The sequence below is a fragment of the Sanguibacter sp. Z6_81 genome, from assembly GCF_057180625.1.
In genome coordinates this window covers 18,366-34,560 of the sequence record NZ_JBXUFV010000005.1, presented here as the reverse complement: position 1 = coordinate 34,560, position 16,195 = coordinate 18,366, and the positions used below count along the sequence as shown (strand labels likewise).

At 72.9% G+C, this 16,195-nt stretch carries 15 protein-coding genes; 10 read left to right on the top strand and 5 right to left on the bottom strand.

Annotated features, from left to right (window positions below; genetic code table 11):
- Positions 1–16 precede the first annotated feature (16 nt).
- Entirely contained in the window at positions 17–1,333 is a 1,317-nt protein-coding gene (locus AC2AXK_RS12850; protein ID WP_484345785.1) for an ATP-binding protein, read from the top strand.
- A 33-nt stretch (positions 1,334–1,366) separates the two neighbouring features.
- Here AC2AXK_RS12850 and AC2AXK_RS12845 read toward each other — a convergent pair whose 3' ends face one another.
- The gene (locus AC2AXK_RS12845; RefSeq protein WP_484345784.1) at positions 1,367–1,867 is read right to left on the bottom strand and encodes a GtrA family protein; all 501 of its coding nucleotides are present in this window, start codon (positions 1,865–1,867) and stop codon (positions 1,367–1,369) included.
- 178 nt (positions 1,868–2,045) lie between these two features.
- Between AC2AXK_RS12845 and AC2AXK_RS12840 the strand changes: the two genes are divergently transcribed.
- Together AC2AXK_RS12840 and purE are read left to right on the top strand one after the other, a co-directional pair.
- Positions 2,046–3,173 (top strand): 5-(carboxyamino)imidazole ribonucleotide synthase, encoded by a 1,128-nt coding sequence (locus AC2AXK_RS12840; protein WP_484345929.1) that lies wholly within the window; start codon positions 2,046–2,048, stop codon positions 3,171–3,173.
- 1 nt (position 3,174) lies between these two features.
- Positions 3,175–3,723 (top strand): 5-(carboxyamino)imidazole ribonucleotide mutase, encoded by a 549-nt coding sequence (gene purE, locus AC2AXK_RS12835; protein WP_484345783.1) that lies wholly within the window; start codon positions 3,175–3,177, stop codon positions 3,721–3,723.
- Between the two features lie 30 nt (positions 3,724–3,753).
- Here the strand turns inward: purE and AC2AXK_RS12830 are convergent, their stop codons facing one another.
- From AC2AXK_RS12830 to AC2AXK_RS12815, 4 genes are all read right to left on the bottom strand, one after another.
- Positions 3,754–5,217, bottom strand: coding sequence for an LCP family protein (locus tag AC2AXK_RS12830; RefSeq protein WP_484345782.1), 1,464 nt, complete (start codon positions 5,215–5,217; stop codon positions 3,754–3,756).
- A gap of 112 nt (positions 5,218–5,329) precedes the next feature.
- Positions 5,330–6,619, bottom strand: a complete 1,290-nt coding sequence (locus AC2AXK_RS12825) for an LCP family protein (protein ID WP_484345781.1) — start codon at positions 6,617–6,619, stop codon at positions 5,330–5,332.
- A gap of 83 nt (positions 6,620–6,702) precedes the next feature.
- Entirely contained in the window at positions 6,703–7,098 is a 396-nt protein-coding gene (locus AC2AXK_RS12820; RefSeq protein ID WP_484345780.1) for a DUF2304 family protein, read from the bottom strand.
- 37 nt (positions 7,099–7,135) lie between these two features.
- Positions 7,136–7,858, bottom strand: coding sequence for a glycosyltransferase family 2 protein (locus AC2AXK_RS12815; protein WP_484345779.1), 723 nt, complete (start codon positions 7,856–7,858; stop codon positions 7,136–7,138).
- Positions 7,859–7,960: 102 nt separating this feature from the next.
- Here AC2AXK_RS12815 and AC2AXK_RS12810 point away from each other — a divergent pair, with 102 nt between their 5' ends.
- From AC2AXK_RS12810 to AC2AXK_RS12780, 7 genes are read left to right on the top strand one after another with little or no spacing between them, the layout of a single operon-like run.
- Positions 7,961–8,554, top strand: coding sequence for an acyltransferase (locus AC2AXK_RS12810; protein ID WP_484345778.1), 594 nt, complete (start codon positions 7,961–7,963; stop codon positions 8,552–8,554).
- Positions 8,551–9,666, top strand: a complete 1,116-nt coding sequence (locus AC2AXK_RS12805; RefSeq protein ID WP_484345777.1) for a DegT/DnrJ/EryC1/StrS family aminotransferase — start codon at positions 8,551–8,553, stop codon at positions 9,664–9,666. Before AC2AXK_RS12810 ends, AC2AXK_RS12805 begins: the two co-directional genes overlap by 4 nt.
- The gene (locus AC2AXK_RS12800; protein ID WP_484345776.1) at positions 9,666–10,679 is read left to right on the top strand and encodes a Gfo/Idh/MocA family protein; all 1,014 of its coding nucleotides are present in this window, start codon (positions 9,666–9,668) and stop codon (positions 10,677–10,679) included. Before AC2AXK_RS12805 ends, AC2AXK_RS12800 begins: the two co-directional genes overlap by 1 nt.
- Complete coding sequence (locus AC2AXK_RS12795; RefSeq protein ID WP_484345775.1) at positions 10,676–11,863, top strand: glycosyltransferase family 4 protein; 1,188 nt, start codon at positions 10,676–10,678, stop codon at positions 11,861–11,863. Before AC2AXK_RS12800 ends, AC2AXK_RS12795 begins: the two co-directional genes overlap by 4 nt.
- Positions 11,864–11,873: 10 nt before the next feature.
- Entirely contained in the window at positions 11,874–13,694 is a 1,821-nt protein-coding gene (locus tag AC2AXK_RS12790; protein WP_484345774.1) for an ABC transporter ATP-binding protein, read from the top strand.
- Positions 13,691–14,917 (top strand): glycosyltransferase family protein, encoded by a 1,227-nt coding sequence (locus tag AC2AXK_RS12785; protein ID WP_484345773.1) that lies wholly within the window; start codon positions 13,691–13,693, stop codon positions 14,915–14,917. Before AC2AXK_RS12790 ends, AC2AXK_RS12785 begins: the two co-directional genes overlap by 4 nt.
- Entirely contained in the window at positions 14,914–16,113 is a 1,200-nt protein-coding gene (locus tag AC2AXK_RS12780; protein ID WP_484345772.1) for a glycosyltransferase, read from the top strand. Before AC2AXK_RS12785 ends, AC2AXK_RS12780 begins: the two co-directional genes overlap by 4 nt.
- The last annotated feature ends 82 nt before the right edge of the window (positions 16,114–16,195 follow it).

The following is a 16,195-nucleotide window of genomic DNA, read 5'->3' as shown; positions in this document are numbered from 1 at the left end:
GCTGGGAGCTGAAACCATGCGCCGCAGAGTGCTGCTCGCGACGGTCTCGGCCGTCGCCGTCGCCGTCATCCTCCTGGGCCTCCCCCTCGGCATCCTCGGTGGCCGGTTCGTCCGCGACAACGAGGTCCGCGACCTCGAGGCGCGGACCGCCGAGCTCGGACGCACCGTCGAGTCGAGGATCGCGCGGGACGAGCCCGTCGACACCGAGGTCCTCGAGCGGTTCGTGGGCGGCGGTGGGACGCGGCTGCCCGCCTACGTCTCCGTCATCACGCCCGACGGCGAGCAGATCGTCGCGGGCAAGGAGATCGACGGACGAGCCGTGGAGCGACCGATCCGGACGCAGTCCAACGCGATCATCATCATCGCCATCTCCTACTGGGACCTCGTGATCCGCAGCGCCCAGGTCGTCGTGCTCGTCATCGCAGCAGCGATCGCCGCGTTCGGTGCGGGCATCGCGATGGCCGTGTGGCAGGCGAACCGCCTGTCAGCGCCCCTCGTCTACCTCGCGGCGTCCGCCGAGCAGCTCGGATCGGGCCAGGTGCGCCCCCGGGTCGAGCCGTCGGGCGTCGAGGAGATCGACCTCGTCGCCGCGGAGCTCGCCCGGAGCTCGGACCGCATGGCCGCGCGGCTCGCTTCCGAGCGACAGTTCGCCTCCGACGCTTCCCACCAGCTCCGCACGCCACTCACGGCCCTGTCCATGCGCCTCGAGGAGATCGGCCTCATGGCCGGGGACAACGAGGAGGTCCGGGAGGAAGCACGGATCTCGCTCGAGCAGGTCGAGCGGCTCGTGCACGTCGTCGACGACCTGCTGTCCCGGTCGCGGTCGTCCGGTGGGACGACCGAGGCCGTCCACCTCGTCGAGGTCGTCCTGCAGCAGGAGGAGGAGTGGGCACCCACCTTCGCCCAGGCGGAGCGCACGCTCATGATCGACGTCCCGGACGAGATCCACGTGTTCGCGACGCCCGGCGCGCTCGCGCAGGTGCTCGCGACGCTCATCGAGAACTCCCTCAAGCACGGCGACGGCACGACGACGGTGCGTGCTCGCGGGTCGGGGTCCAAGGGGGCGGTCGTCGTGCAGGTGTGCGACGAGGGGCCGGGGGTCCCCGACGAGATCGCGCCGCGGATCTTCGAGCGCGAGGTGACGTCCGGCCGGGGGACCGGCCTGGGGCTGGGTCTCGCCCGGGACCTCGCGGCTGCCGACGGTGGCCGGCTCGAGCTCTCGCAACGACACCCCCCGATCTTCTCCCTGTTCCTCGCGGGGGTGCCGGCGACGATGCTGCCCGGCGGCGCGGAGCAGGGCGGTGCGGCGCAGGGCAGGGGTCGGCGCGGTTGAGGGGTCGCAGCAGGGTCGTCGAGGCGATCTCGCTCAGGAGGGCTCCCGAGGGCCACGGAACACCCACGAGCGGTAGGCGACGTAGCGGAACGCCGTGCCGAGCGCGAGCCCCACGACGTTGGCGGAGATGTTGTCGGCGAGCGCCGAGCGCAGGTCGAGCACGTAGTGCGAGACGGCAAGGCAGCCGACGGCGATCGCCATGCCACCGACGTTGACGAGCGCGAACCCGAGGAGTTCACGGACGCGCGTGTCGCTGCGGCGCGCGGCGAACGTCCAGTAGCGGTTGCCCAGCCACGCGACGAGGGTCGCCACGGTCACGGAGACGACCTTCGCGGTGAGCGGCTTGTCGGCGAGCAGCTCGCCGGGGCCGATCCGCAAGAGGTTGAACACCCCGGCGTCGACGACGAACGCCACAGCGCCCACCGACCCGAAGCGCAGGAGCTCGCGGACCCGCGCCGCGAGGGCGCCGCGTCGGCCCGTCGCCGGTGCCGCGGGCGGGCGGTCCCCGTCGCGCTCGGCGCACGTGCTGTCCATGGCACGAGGCTAGCGTGCGCGCACCGGTCGACTAGGCTGACTGACCGTGCCAGGACCCGTACGTGAACCCACCCGAGACGCCGTGCCGCCATCGGCTCCCGAGCCCGCGGCACGCCCGACGGCTGCCCTTTCGACGCCGCCTGTCGTCGCCGTCGTCGGGGGCGGTCAGCTCGCCCGGATGATGGCACCGGCGGCCGGCGCGCTCGGCGTGCGCCTGCAGGTCCTCGTGGAGAGCGCGGACTCCCCGGCGGCGCAGGTGCTCACCGGTGCGCGGGAGGGAGCGGCGTCGGACCATGAGGCGCTGCGCGCGATCAGCGAGGGAGCGGACGTCCTCACCTTCGAGCACGAGCACGTGCCGGGTGACGTCCTCGCAGGTCTCGAGCGGGACGGGCAGTCGGTGCAGCCGGGACCGGACGCCCTGCTGCACGCCCAGGACAAGATCATCATGCGACGTCGGCTCACCGAGCTGGGCGTCCCCTGCCCTCGTTGGGTGGACCTCCCGCGCGACGGTGCATCCGCCCGGACGGTCCTCGCAGACTTCCTCGCGACGACCTCCGACGGCACTGCCGTCGTGAAGACGGCCCGGGGCGGGTACGACGGCAAGGGCGTCCGGGTCGTGCGCGAGGCCGACGACGTCGGCGACTGGATCACCGGGGCGGAGCAGGACGGCCCGGCGCTGCTCGTCGAGGAGAAGGTGCCGTTCACCCGCGAGCTCGCCGTGCTCGTCGCTCGGCGGCCGAGCGGTGAGACCCGGACGTGGCCCGTCGTCGAGTCGGTGCAGCGGGACGGTGTGTGCTCCGAGGTCGTCGCGCCGGCGCCCGGTCTGGCTCCCGAGGACGCTGCGCGCGCGACGGAGATCGCGACCCGCATCGCCGAAGGGCTTGGCGTCACCGGCGTGCTCGCGGTGGAGATGTTCGAGGTCCGTGTCCCCGGGCAGGGGAGCGTCCTGCTCGTCAACGAGCTCGCGATGCGTCCCCACAACTCAGGCCACTGGACGATCGACGGGGCCGTCACGAGCCAGTTCGAGCAGCACCTGCGTGCGGTGCTCGACCTGCCGCTCGGCGACACGGCCCCCACAGCGGCGTGGACGGTCATGGCGAACGTGCTCGGCAGCACGCTCGACGACCTCACGGACGCGCTCCCGTCGGTCCTCGCGGCCTTCCCGGACGCGCGGGTCAACCTGTACGGCAAGGCGGTGCGGCCCGGACGCAAGCTCGGGCACGTGAACATCAGCGGGACCGACCTCGACGAGGTGCGCCGCCGCGCCCTCGCCGCGGCGGCGATCCTGCGCGGCGAGAGGGCATGAGATGAGCGAGCACGGCAGCACCACGCAGGACGCGCCCGTCGTCGGGATCGTCATGGGGTCCGACTCGGACTGGCCCGTCATGCGCGCCGCGGCCGACGTCCTCGAGGAGCTCGGCGTGAGCATCGAGGTGGACGTCGTCTCGGCGCACCGCATGCCCGTCGAGATGATCGACTACGGTCGCGACGCCTCTGCTCGCGGCCTGCGGGTGATCATCGCGGGCGCGGGCGGTGCCGCTCACCTGCCCGGGATGCTCGCAGCCGTCACACCGTTGCCGGTGGTCGGGGTCCCCGTGCCGCTCGCGTACCTCGACGGGATGGACTCGCTGCTGTCGATCGTCCAGATGCCCGCGGGGGTCCCGGTCGCGACCGTGTCGATCGGCGGAGCCCGCAACGCGGGTCTGCTGGCGGCTCGGATCCTCGGCGCCGGGACGGACCCGGCCTCCCTCGCCCTCCGGGAGCGGATGGCTCGCTTCCAGGAGGGCCTCGCCGACCAGGCACGGGCGAAGGGCGCCGCGCTGCGGGCCGGCCGGGCGGTTCCACCGGTCGCGTGATGCGGGTGACCCGCCCCGGACGGCGGGTGACTACTGGGGCATTCCCCCGACCGGCCCGGCGGGCAGGGAGCCGTCGGCGATGTCGGCCCAGAACTGTGGCGCGAGGTCGGGGTCGAGACGCACCGCGGAACCGACGTTGCCCGGGCGGTAGTCGGTGTCGCTGATGGGCGGCGTCCCGGTGATGCCTTCCGGGCCGTTGGCCTTGCGGAAGGCGAGCGCGAGCCTGCCGAGGTCGGTGATCCCCGAACCCTCGTCCACCAGCACCGCGCCGAGACCCGAGTCCACGAGGGCTCGCTGGGTCCCGGGGCTCGTGAGGATCGACGTGTCCTGCAGCTCGGTCGTCAGTGCACCGATGAGCTGGCGCTGCCGGTCCGCTCGGCCGATGTCCCCGGTCGGGTCGGAGTACCGCATCCGCGAGAAGGCCAGGGCGGTCGCGCCGTCTGCCGTGTGGCACCCGGCGGTCCAGGCAAGTCCGCTGCGCTCGTCCTGCACGTCGTAGTCGAGGCACAGCTCGACGCCGCCCACCGCGTCGACGATCTTCTCGACGCCACCGAAGCCGATCTCGACGTAGTGGTCCACGGTGAGGCCGCTCAGCTGCTCCACGGTCTGCACGAGCAGGGGCGCCCCGCCGAGGGTGTACGACGCGTTGAGCTTGTTGGCGGAGCCCCCGGGGATCTCCGTATAGGTGTCACGCGGCAGGCTGATGAGCGCCGTCGGCCCGGACTCCGGTACGTGCAGGAGCATGATCGTGTCCGTGCGCGCGCCCTCGGTCCCGTCGTCGCCCACCGCCCCGTCCGCCCGTGAGTCGGACCCCGCGAGGAGGTAGGTGGTGCCAGGAGTGTCAGCTGCGCCGGAGAGCGCGTCGGTGTGCTGGAGCTTCCCGTTCGCCCACAGCAGGAGCCCGACGGGCCAGGCGATGAGCGCGACGAGGACCAGGCACACCCCGAGCGCCACGTAGCGGCGCCAGCGCGGGCGCGCACGTCGACCAGGTGGCGGTGGGACCGGACCGAGCGTGCCCGGACGTGCAGGAGCACCCGGACGGACCTGCGGCTGACGCGCCTGCTGGCCCGCCCGGCCTCCGGGCGGGATGGACGGGACGGCCCCGTGCTCACGCTCCGCGCGGGCGGCCGTGCCGCGGTCGGGGCGGGGGGTGCCGCGAGGTGGCTGAGCGGGAGGCATCCCGCTGGCGGAGCGCGGCGCCGCGGGTGCGATCCGCGTCGCGGACGGGTCGCGGGGTTCGTTCATGGGGACGCTGCCGTACACGCTGTCGGACGAGCGTCCAGGCGGGTCCTGGGGCGCGGGCCGGTAGGAGACGGGCTTGCCGGGGTGCACGGCCGGCGGGACCGAGGACGGCCGCACGGGAGGGTCGGACGCCTTCCGCTGCTCGCTCCCCGGGCGCCGGGGCGACTGCTCCGCCCCCCGGGGTGGGACCCGGCGTGCTCCCGGGGCACCGTACGCGTCGGCGGCGGCGCGCTGGGACTCTGTATCGCCCACCTCGACGGCAGGATCGTCGCGCCGCGGTCGCGCGGGACGACCGGACTGCGGCGTGAAGCTCGGCGGTGGGACGTCGGGACGTCGCGGCGGGGTCGGTGGCATGAGCGTCCGATCAGGTGGGGCAGACGGCTGTCGTGTCTGCGGACGTGAAGGCTTCCTGCCCGGCCTTCTTCGTCTCGGTCTCCGTCGGCTCGACCGGCAGGACCGGCTCCTCGGTCCCGCCCTCGGCCTCGAGCGGCGGCTGCTGCTGGTCCGGGACGGGGGGCGGCTCGACCGGGGTGACGAGGGGCCGGTCCGCGCGCATGTTCTCCCACACCTTGTCCGCCTCCGACGTCCACACCACACGGTTGGGGTCGGACGGGGCGTCCATGACCGGGACCGTCATGAAGGTGATGTTCTCACGGGGGATGTTGCGCAGCGAGAACCCGAGGCCGACGATGTTCGAGATGTCGGAGTACTCCGGGCTGGCGGTGAGCGACGAGGTCGCACCGTTGAGGAACTGGAACAGCGCCGGGCTGTCCATGAGGACGTTCTTGTCGAGGACGGTCCGTGCCGTCGCCGCGAGCAGCTCCTGCTGGCGACCGATGCGCGTGAGGTCGGACCCGTTCATGTTGGCGCCCTCGCCCTTGCGGGCCCGGGCGAGCCCCAGCGCCTGCTGGCCGTTGAGCTCCTGCATCCCGGCCTCGAGGTAGAGGTCCGCCTCCTTGGAGACCGTCCGCTCGGGGATGCACATCGGGATCGGTCCGATGGCGTCGATCATCGTCTGGAAACCGGCGAAGTCGATGACCATGAACCCCGAGATCGGCACGTCGGTGAGGGTCTCGACGGTGTGCATGGTGCACGCGGCCGCCGAGTCCACGTTCTGGCCCTTGTCCCACCCGTAGGCGAACGCGCTGTTGAACATCGCGTCGTTCCGGGCGCGGACCGTGCCGTTGGTCGTGTTGCACTCGGGGATGTCCACGAGCGAGTCGCGGGGGATGGAGACGACATCGATCCGTTGCCGGTCGGCCGAGATGTGCATGATGATCGTCGTGTCGGACCGCATGCCGCCGTCCTCGTCCTCGCCCCCGATGCTCGCGTTGGCCCCGCTGCGGTCGTCCGAGCCCATGAGGAGGAGGTTGATCGGCAGGCCGGCGTCGGGATCCTCGGGATCAGGGGTGGGCGGTGCAGGCCGGTCGACGTCCGACAGGAGCGACGCGGCATCCACGGAGTCGATGTTGTTCTGGAGCGTGTAGTACACGGCGCCGGCGCCGGTGGCGACGAAGGCCAGCGCGCCCGTGACGACGAGTGCGAGCGCCCGCAGGACGTGGTGCGAGCGGGAAGGCCGCAGGTGAGCCGGGTGGCGGCGCTCCCGACGGCTCTCTCGGAGCTCGCTGCGGGACTGGGCGTCGGAGGTCGTCACGATCGGCAATCCTAGGTCGCCGGCCCCCAGGAGCGGGGGAAGGCCGGGGGCAGCCCGGTGGAGACATTGTGGAGACGCGGGTTTCAGCCCCGGATGGTGCGTGCCGGCGGCGAGGCCTCGTCCGCGGGAGGCGGGGTCGCCATGCGTGCCTCGGCGAGCGTGAGCTCACGGGTGAGCCGGGTGATCTGGGCCGACATGCGGGTCATCCGCCGGTGGCTCGTCGAGATGTAGCTGAGGAACGCGATGACCAGGGCGTAGAGCAGGAGGTCCGTCCCGCGCCCGACGCCGACGGCGTTGGCGAGCCGCGAGAGGACCTGCGGCATGAGGATGGAGAGGGCAGCGGCGCCCACGAACCCGACGAGGAGCAGCCGTCGGATCGCCTGGTGGCGTGCACCTGCGGTCGAGCGCGTGAGCAGGACGGCGACGAGAGCCACCCCGAGGAGCAGGATGACCTGGATCAGCAGCGAGTTGCTGCCCATAGCGTTTCTCCCGGGAAGGACGGTGTGCGCGGCGGACTTACTTGAAGACGAGGTCGACGAGGATGTTCACGGAGTTCCACAACGACTGCCCCTTGCTGCGGGAGTAGTCCGTGTAGAGCACGTGGACGGGATGCTCCGTCCACGGGAGACCGGTCCGCCCCAATTGGAGCACGATCTCGCTCGCGTGGGCCATCCGGTCCTGCGTGAGGTTCACCTGCCGGGCGGCGTCGACGCGGATGGCTCGCAGCCCGTTGTGGGCGTCGGTGAGGCGCATCCCCGTCGACTGCTTCGTGAACCACACCGCGAAGCGCAGGACGACGCGTTTGAGCAGCCCGGGCTCGGTCCGACCATCGAGGAACCGTGAGCCGAACACGACGGCCGCCTCGCCGCGCACGATGATGTCTGCCATCTCCCTCGCGTCCGCGACCTGGTGCTGGCCGTCGGCGTCGAACGTCACGAGCACCCGCGCGCGCGGCTGCCGGGACGCCCAGGACAGACCCGTCTGCAGAGCGGCACCCTGGCCGAGGTTGACGGCGTGCACGAGGACCTGTGCCCCTGCTGCCCGCGCGACCTCTCCGGAGCCGTCGGTGCTCCCGTCGTCGACGCACACGATGCGGGGGAAGAAGGGGAGCGCGCCGCGGATGACGTCACCGATCACGGACGCCTCGTTGTAGAGGGGGACGACGAGCCAGTCCTCCCCGTCCACCATGGTCGTCCCCGCGCCGTGGCCCGGAGACGGCGCGGCCGCAGGAATACCCATGCTGACATTCTCGCACCGCGTTCAGCTACGCTCGGCGGCGTACGGACCGGGACGCCTGCACGGCAGAGATGGACGCCCCGGGCAGACGCTGAGGAGTGGTGGATGACGGTGAGGATCGCTGCGTCAGCGGACGTCGACGACGACGCCAGGATCGGGGACGGTACGTCCGTCTGGCACCTGGCGCAGGTGCGCGAGGGCGCCGAGATCGGGCGGCGCTGCGTCGTCGGGCGCGGTGCGTACGTGGGCTCCGGCGTCACTGTCGGCGACGACTGCAAGATTCAGAACTATGCCCTCGTCTACGAACCGGCTGTGCTCGCGGACGGCGTGTTCGTCGGGCCCGGTGCGGTCCTCACGAACGACACCTACCCGCGTGCGATCACTCCGGACGGGTCGGTCAAGAGCGCGGCCGACTGGCAGGCCGTGGGCGTCGAGGTCGGTCACGGCGCCTCGATCGGTGCCCGTGCGGTGTGCGTCGCCCCCGTCCGCATCGGGCGCTGGGCCACCGTCGCGGCGGGAGCCGTGGTGACCCGGGACGTCCCGGACTTCGCCCTCGTCACAGGCGTTCCCGCTCGCCGCGCCGGCTGGGTCGGGCGCGCGGGGCACCCGTTGGCCGAGAGCGACGACGGCCGGTGGCACTGCCCCGCCACGGGCGCGTCCTACGAACTTGACGGCGACGAGCTGCGGGAGGTCCGGTGACCACGGACCTGCCTCTCGTCCCCGCAGCCCGGCCCATCATCGGCGATGCCGAGCGGGCAGCCGTGGACCGGGTGATGCGCAGCGGCATGATCGCCCAGGGCCCGGAGGTCGCCGCGTTCGAGTCCGAGTTCGGCGCCCAGCTCGTCGCGGGGCGCACCTGCGTCGCGGTGAGCTCCGGGACGTCGGGGTTGCACCTCGGTCTCCTCGCGGCCGGGATCGGCCCGGGGGACGAGGTCATCGTCCCGTCGTTCACGTTCGCCGCGACGGCGAACTCCGTGGCACTCACCGGTGCGACGCCGGTGTTCGCCGACATCGACCCCGTGACCTTCTGTCTCGACCCGCAGTCCGTCCGGGCGGCGGTGACCCCGCGCACCCGCGCGGTCATGCCCGTCCACCTCTACGGTCACCCGGCGCCGATGGGCGACCTCCGCGCGCTCGCGGACGAGCTGGACCTCCGGCTCTTCGAGGACGCTGCTCAGGCGCACGGCGCCGAGCTCGACGGCACGCCGGTGGGCGCGTTCGGCGACTTCGCGATGTTCAGCCTCTACCCGACGAAGAACATGACCTCCGGTGAGGGCGGGATGGTCGCGTGCGCGACCGAGGACCTCGCGCGCTCGGTGCGTCTCCTGCGCAACCAGGGCATGGAGGTGCAGTACGCGAACGAGGTCGTCGGGTTCAACTCCCGGATGACCGACCTGCACGCCGCGATCGGTCGCGTCCAGCTCACTCGCCTCCCGGGGTGGACGGAGCAGCGCAGGGCCAACGCGGCGGTGCTCGACGCCGGTCTTGCGGGACTTGACGGGGTGACCACCCCGGTGGTGGGTGCGGGGGCCTCGCACGTCTACCACCAGTACACGATCCGGGTGAGCGAGGACCGGGACGCGATCGTGCGCGCCCTGCGGGAGGAGCACGCCGTGGGGTGCGGCGTGTACTACCCCATCCCGAACCACCGGCTGCCGTCGCTCGCGCGGTTCGCGCCCGGCCTCGACCTCCCGCACACCGAGCAGGCTGCGCGCGAGGTCCTCTCGCTGCCCGTGCACCCGTCCCTCACCGCGTCGGACCTCGACCGCGTCGTGACCGCGGTGCGGACCGTCGCGACGGCGGGCGCCTGATGGCCGCGCCGCTGCGGGCCGGGCTCATCGGTCTCGGCGCCATGGGCCGCCACCACGCACGCGTCCTGCGTGAGGTCGACGGGGTCGACCTCGTGGCCGTGGCCGATCCCGGTGGAGACCCCCACGGGGTCGGCGGTGGGCTCGACGTGCTCCGTGACGTCGAGTCGCTCATCGGCGTCGGGCTCGACTGTGCGGTCGTCGCCGTCCCGACGATCGCGCACGAGCCTGTCGCGCTCGCGCTCGCCGCCGCGGGCGTCCACACGCTCATCGAGAAGCCGGTCGCGAGCACGGGCGACGCCGGGGCGCGGATCGTCGACGCGTTCGCGTCGCGCGGACTTGTCGGTGCGGTCGGTCACATCGAGCGCTTCAACCCCGCGCTCCAGGAGCTGCGACGGCGTCTGGCGGCCGGGGAGCTGGGCGAGATCTACCAGATCGTCACCCGTCGCCAGGGGCCGTTCCCGGCCCGGATCGCCGACGTCGGCGTCGTCAAGGACCTCGGGACCCATGACATCGACCTCACCGCGTGGGTGGCTCAGAGCCCGTACGCGTCGGTCACCGCGCAGGTCGCGCACCGCAGCGGACGGCAGCACGAGGACATGCTCCTGGCCACCGGGCGGCTGATGAACGGGGTCATCGTCCACCACACCGTGAACTGGCTCTCGCCGATGAAGGAGAGGGTCACGGTCGTCACCGGCGAGCGCGGAGCGTTCGTCGCGGACACGGCGAGCGCGGACCTCACCTTCCACGCCAACGGCACGATCGCGACCGAGTGGGACTCGATCGCGGCGTTCCGGGGTGTGTCGGAGGGGGATGTCGTCCGGTACGCGTTGGCCAAGCGGGAGCCGCTCAAGGTCGAGCACGAGGCGTTCCGCGACGCGGTGCTGGGGCTGCGCGACGACATCGTGACGCTCGAGGAAGGACTGGCGACGCTCGGGGTCGCAGAAGCGATGCTCCGGTCGGCTCGCACCGGCACGGCCGTGGTCCTCGATGCCTTGTCCGGCGCCCCCGCGTGACCCGGGCCGTCATCGCCGCCCGGCTCTATGCGCCCGAGCCGGCGGCGGCCTCGTTCCGGTTGCGCGCGCTCGCCCGCGCGTTGCGTGACGCAGGGGCGCAGGTCACGGTCCTCACGTCGCGGCCCCCGGTGGCGCACCGGGACGGGCGGCCGGATGACGGCTCGGACGGGTCCGACGCCGGGGTCGTCGTGCGGCGCTGGCCGGTGCTGCGGGACGCCTCTGGGTATGTCCGGGGCTACGTCCCCTACCTGTCGTTCGACATCCCTGTCTTCTTCCGCATCCTTCTCGGTCGGCGCCCCGACGTCGTCGTGAGCGAGCCCCCACCGACGACCGGTGCGGCTGTGCGCGTGGCGTGCGCCCTGCGTCGTGTGCCGTACGTGTACTACGCCGCCGACGTCCTCCAGGACGCGGCTCGGACGACGGGTGCCCCACGGCTCGTGCTGTGCGTCCTGCGGCGGCTCGAGACGTGGGTGTGGCGGGGGGCGTCCCGGATCCTGTCCGTGTCTGCGGGGGTCACCCACCGCCTCGCGGAGCTCGGCGCCGGGGATCATGTCCGCGAGGTCGGCAACGGGATCGACACCGAGGTGTTCTCGCCGGACGGCAGCACCGCGGACCTCGAGGCGGACGGCCGTCCCACGTTCGTGTACGCGGGCACGGCGTCCGAGTGGCACGGAGCGACCGTGTTCGCGCGCGCGATGCGCCGGGTGTCCGCCGTCCGTCCGGACGCGCGCCTGGTGTTCGTGGGCCAGGGCGCCGAGCGACCGCTCGTCGAGCAGGAGTGCGCGGACCTCCCGCCGGGCACCGCGGTGTTCCTGCCCCAGGCGTCCGGCGAGGAGACCGCGCGCTGGCTGCGCGGCGCCCGGGCCTCGCTCGCCAGCGTGCGTCCCGGCCAGGGCTACGACTTCTCGTTCCCGACAAAGATCTACGCGTCGCTCGCCTGCGGCACACCCGCGGTCTACGCCGGACCAGGGCCGGCCCGCGCGCTGCTCGCGGACCCGGTGCTGGGCATCGCCACCGCGCACGACGCGGACGAGGTCGCGGGGGCCATGCTGGCCATGCTCGACGCACCGGTCGACGGTCGGGAGCAGCGGGTCGCGTGGGCGCGCACGCACGCGTCGCTCGCGGGCGTGGCCGCGCGCGGAGCGCGTGTGGTGCTCGGGACCGTCCGCGGGGGGCGCGGGTAGGCTCACCGCCATGTCTGCTCTGTGGCGCACCGTGCGGGCCCTCCTGCCCCTCCTGCCGGACGGCAGCGGCCGCTTCCTCGTGATGTTCGCGCTGCTCTCGGGAGCCTCGTCGATCCTCGACGTCATCGCCCTGGGCCTCCTCGCGGTGTGTCTCGCGCCGATGATCTCGGGGACCGAGGTCACGGTGCCCGTCCTCGGGACGCTCTCCGACGCGGGCGACTTCCTCGTCGTCGTCGTCCTCGTCGGGCTCCTCATCATCGCCAAGTCCGTCTTCCAGGTCGTGCTCCAGTGGGTGGCCACCCGGCGGTTCGCGACCTTCGAGCTGGCCATCAGCCGCGAGCTCCTGCGCGGGTTCTTCGCGTCGCCCTGGACGGACCGGCTGCGTCGCAACTCCACCGACCTCGTGCGCTCGACCGACGTCGGCGTGGCCACGACCGTCTCCGGCGTGCTCATCCCGTTCGCGATGCTCGCGGGGGAGCTGTGCACGTTCGTCGCGGTCCTCACGGTGCTCATCGTCGCGGCGCCGCTCGTGGCCCTCGCGACAGTCCTGTACTTCGGTCTTGTCGGCGCGGTGCTCCTGCGCTGGGTGCTGCGCCGTTCTGTGCAGGCCGGCAGGGTCAACAGGGTCTATGCGACACGCTCGGCGCGCCTGCAGTCCGAGATGGTGCAGTCCCTCAAGGAGATCACCCTGCGCGGTCGGTCGGAGGCGGTCGCCGAGCTCGTCCTCGGCGTGCGCCAGCGCAGCGCGCGCGCTCGGGCGAACATGTCGTTCCTCTCGGTCGTCCCCCGGTACGTGCTCGAGGCGGCGCTCATCGGCGGGTTCGCGCTCGCAGCGGGGATCGGGTACGCGACCGGCGGCCAGGAGGGCGCACTGAGCTCGGTCGCACTCTTCGGTGTCGCGGGCTTCCGCATCATCCCGTCGCTCACCCGCTTCCAGGCGATCATGGCCCAGACCTCCGCCGCGCTGCCGTTCGCGCACGCAGCGATCGACGACATCGCCCGCGGCCGCCGGTACATCTCGCAGCGGCGGGTCGCGCCGCCACAGGTGCCCGTCCCGGACGGCGCCGCGGAGCTCGAGCTCGACGGCGTGACGTTCACCTACCCCGGTGCCGTCGAACCCGCTGTCCGGGACGTCACGCTCACCATCCCCTTCGGTCGGTCCGTCGCGCTCGTCGGTGCGTCGGGGTCCGGCAAGTCGACGCTCGTCGACCTCGTCCTCGGCCTGCTCGAGCCCACGAGCGGGTCTGTGCGTGTCGGGGGCGTCGCGCTCGCTGACAGCCTCGACTCGTGGCGCTCGCGGGTCGGGTACGTCCCGCAGGAGGTCTCCCTGTTCGACGCGACCGTCGCGCAGAACGTCGCGCTCGAGTGGGACGACGCCCTCGTCGATCCTGACCGGGTCCGGGCGGCGCTGGACCGGGCGCAGGCCCTCGACGTCATCGAGGCGCGCGACGGGGGGATCGACGCACCCGTGGGGGAGCGCGGGCTGGCGCTCTCCGGAGGGCAGCGGCAGCGCATCGGCATCGCCCGGGCGCTGTACACGGACCCGACGGTGCTCATCCTCGACGAGGCCACGAGCGCCCTCGACACGAGCACGGAGGCGGCGGTCACGCAGGCCATCGCCGAGCTCCGGGGGCAGCTCACGCTCGTCGTCGTCGCGCACCGGCTCTCGACCATCCGGCACAGCGACATCGTGTGCTTCCTGCGCGACGGGCACCTCGTCGCGCACGGGACGTTCGACGAGGTCGTCGCAGCGGAGCCCGACTTCGCACGGCAGGCCGCCCTGGCAGGTCTCGCCCCGCAGCCCGTCCCCCCGGCCGAGGAGGCCCCATGACGTCGACCGAGCACGCTGTCCCGGAGGGTCCGACACCCTCGAGCGGTCGGGCTGCACGCCCGACCGTCGTCGTGCTGTCGTTCTCGCCGATCGCACGCGACCCCCGCGTGCTGCGCCAGGTGCAGCTCTTCGCGCGCGTCGCCGACGTCATCACGTGCGGGTACGGACCTGCTCCGGCAGGTGTCGCCCGGCACGTCGAGGTGCCGGCGCGCCTCGCTCCCTGGCGGACGACGCGGTTCACGGCTTCCGCGCTCCTCGGGCTGCGGAGGTACGAGCGCCTGTACTTCGGGTCCGAACGGGTGCGGTTCGTCCTCGACGCGCTCCCGCCGGGGTCGATGGACGTCGTCGTGGCGAACGACGCGCTCGCGGCACCGCTCGCGCTCGCGCTGGCACCGCGCGGCGGGGTGCACAGCGACCTCCACGAGTACGCCCCGCGGCAGGGGGAGAGCCGGCGCGCGTGGCGGGTGCTCGTCGGCCCCCTCATGCGCTGGGCGTGCCGTCACGTGCGTCGGGCCGCCTCCGTGTCCACGGTCGCCGAGGGCATCGCGCAGGAGTACGAGCGCGAGTTCGGGTTCCTGCCCACCGTCGTGCCGAACGCCGCGCCGTTCCGTCCCGCTCTCGCGCCCACACCGGTGAGCACCCCGCTGCGCCTCGTGCACATCGGCATCGCCGGGCGTGCCCGCAGACTCGAGACGATGATCGACGCCGTCCGCCTCGTGGAGGAGCACGCTCCCGGCTCCGTGGCGCTCGACGTCGTCCTCGCGCCGGGGGACCCGACGTACATCGCCGAGCTCACGAGCCGCGCGCAGGCGGTCCCCGGAGGAGCTGTCCGGGTCCTGCCGCCCGTTCCGTTCGACGAGATCGTGCCGCTGCTCGCGCGGTACGACGTCGGGGTGTTCGTCTGCCCGCCCACGACGTTCAACCTCCTGCACGCGTTGCCGAACAAGCTCTTCGAGTTCGTCCAGGCGCGGCTCGCGGTGCTCATCGGGCCGTCGCCGGAGATGGCGCGCATCGTGCGCCAGCACGGTGTCGGTGTCGTCGCGGACGGCTTCACCGCGGCGGACACGGCGCGCGCGATCCGGACGCTCGGACCCGGCAGGGTCGCCGACCTCAAGGCCGCGAGCGACGCGGCGGCCGACACGTTGAGCGCGGAACGCCTGTCACAGCCGTGGCTCGATGCCGTCGAGGCGCTCCTCGCCCGGGCGGGCACGGTGTCCCGGTGACGGACGCGGCTCCGGACGGTCCGGAGGCAGCGACCGACCCACGCCCGCGGATCTTGTCGATCTCCTTGTCCCCGGTGCGCTCCGATGCCCGCGTGCTGCGCCAGCTCAGCGTCCTCGCGCGGCACGGACGTGTCACCAGCCTCGGGTTCGGTCCGGCACCCGACGGTGTCGACGAGCACCTCAGGGTGCCCGACGGGGCCGCCACCCTGCCCCAGACCCCGTCGGGCGTCGTGCGGCTGGCCGCCCGCAGGTTCCGCTCCGCGGAGCTCGCTGCGCCTGCCGTCCGCCATGCCCTCGAGCTGCTCGAGGGGCGCGAGTTCGACCTCGTGGTCGCCAACGACGCCCGCGTCCTCGGGCTCGCGCACGCCGTCGCCGCACGGGGCGACGGCGCGCCCGTCTGGGCGGACATGCACGAGTGGGCCCCGGAGGAACGCACCCACGTCCTGTCGTGGCGCCTGCTGGTGGCGCCGTTCATGACGTACCTGTGCGCTCGGTACCTGCCGCACAGCGGTGCGGTGACGACGGTCTGCGGTTCGATCGCCGACCTCTACCGGGAGACGTTCGGCGTCGAGGCTGCAGTCATGCGCAACTCCTCCCCGTGGCAGGACCTCGAGCCGAGCGACGGGCCGCACGACGTCGTCCGCCTCGTCCACAGCGGCGCCGCCATCCACGGCCGCAACCTCGAGACGATGATCGACGTCGTCCGCCTCCTCGGCCCCGGTCACTCGCTCGACCTCTACCTGCTCCCGGGCGGCGACGGCGGCGCGTACCTCTCGCGGCTGGTCGAGCGTGCCGCGGGGTGCGACCACATCCGGTTCCGTGACCCCGTCGCGCCCGGCGACCTGCCGGCCACCCTCAACGGGTACGACGTGGGCGTGTTCTGGATCCCCCCGACGCACACGAACGCTCGGTTCACCCTCCCCAACAAGTTCTTCGACTACGTCCAGGCGCGTCTCGCCGTCGCGGTCGGCCCCAGCATCGAGATGGCGCGCCTCGTCGAGCGCCACGGCCTCGGTGTGGTGAGCGACGACTTCTCCGTGGAGGCGTGCGCGGCCTCGTTGCGGTCCCTGGACGCGGCGGGCATCCGGTCCGCGAAGGCGGCAGCCGACGCTGCCAGCCGCGAGCTGTCGTTCGAGACGGACGCCGCGGTCGCGGACGGGATCGTGTCGCGGTTGCTCCGCACACCGGCTGGCTGAGCGCCGTAGCGGCCCGCGATCGGCGCTCCGCGTCGGCACGTATGCTGCGTGTCGGACGGCCGCTCCTCCGGCGGCCCGGAGG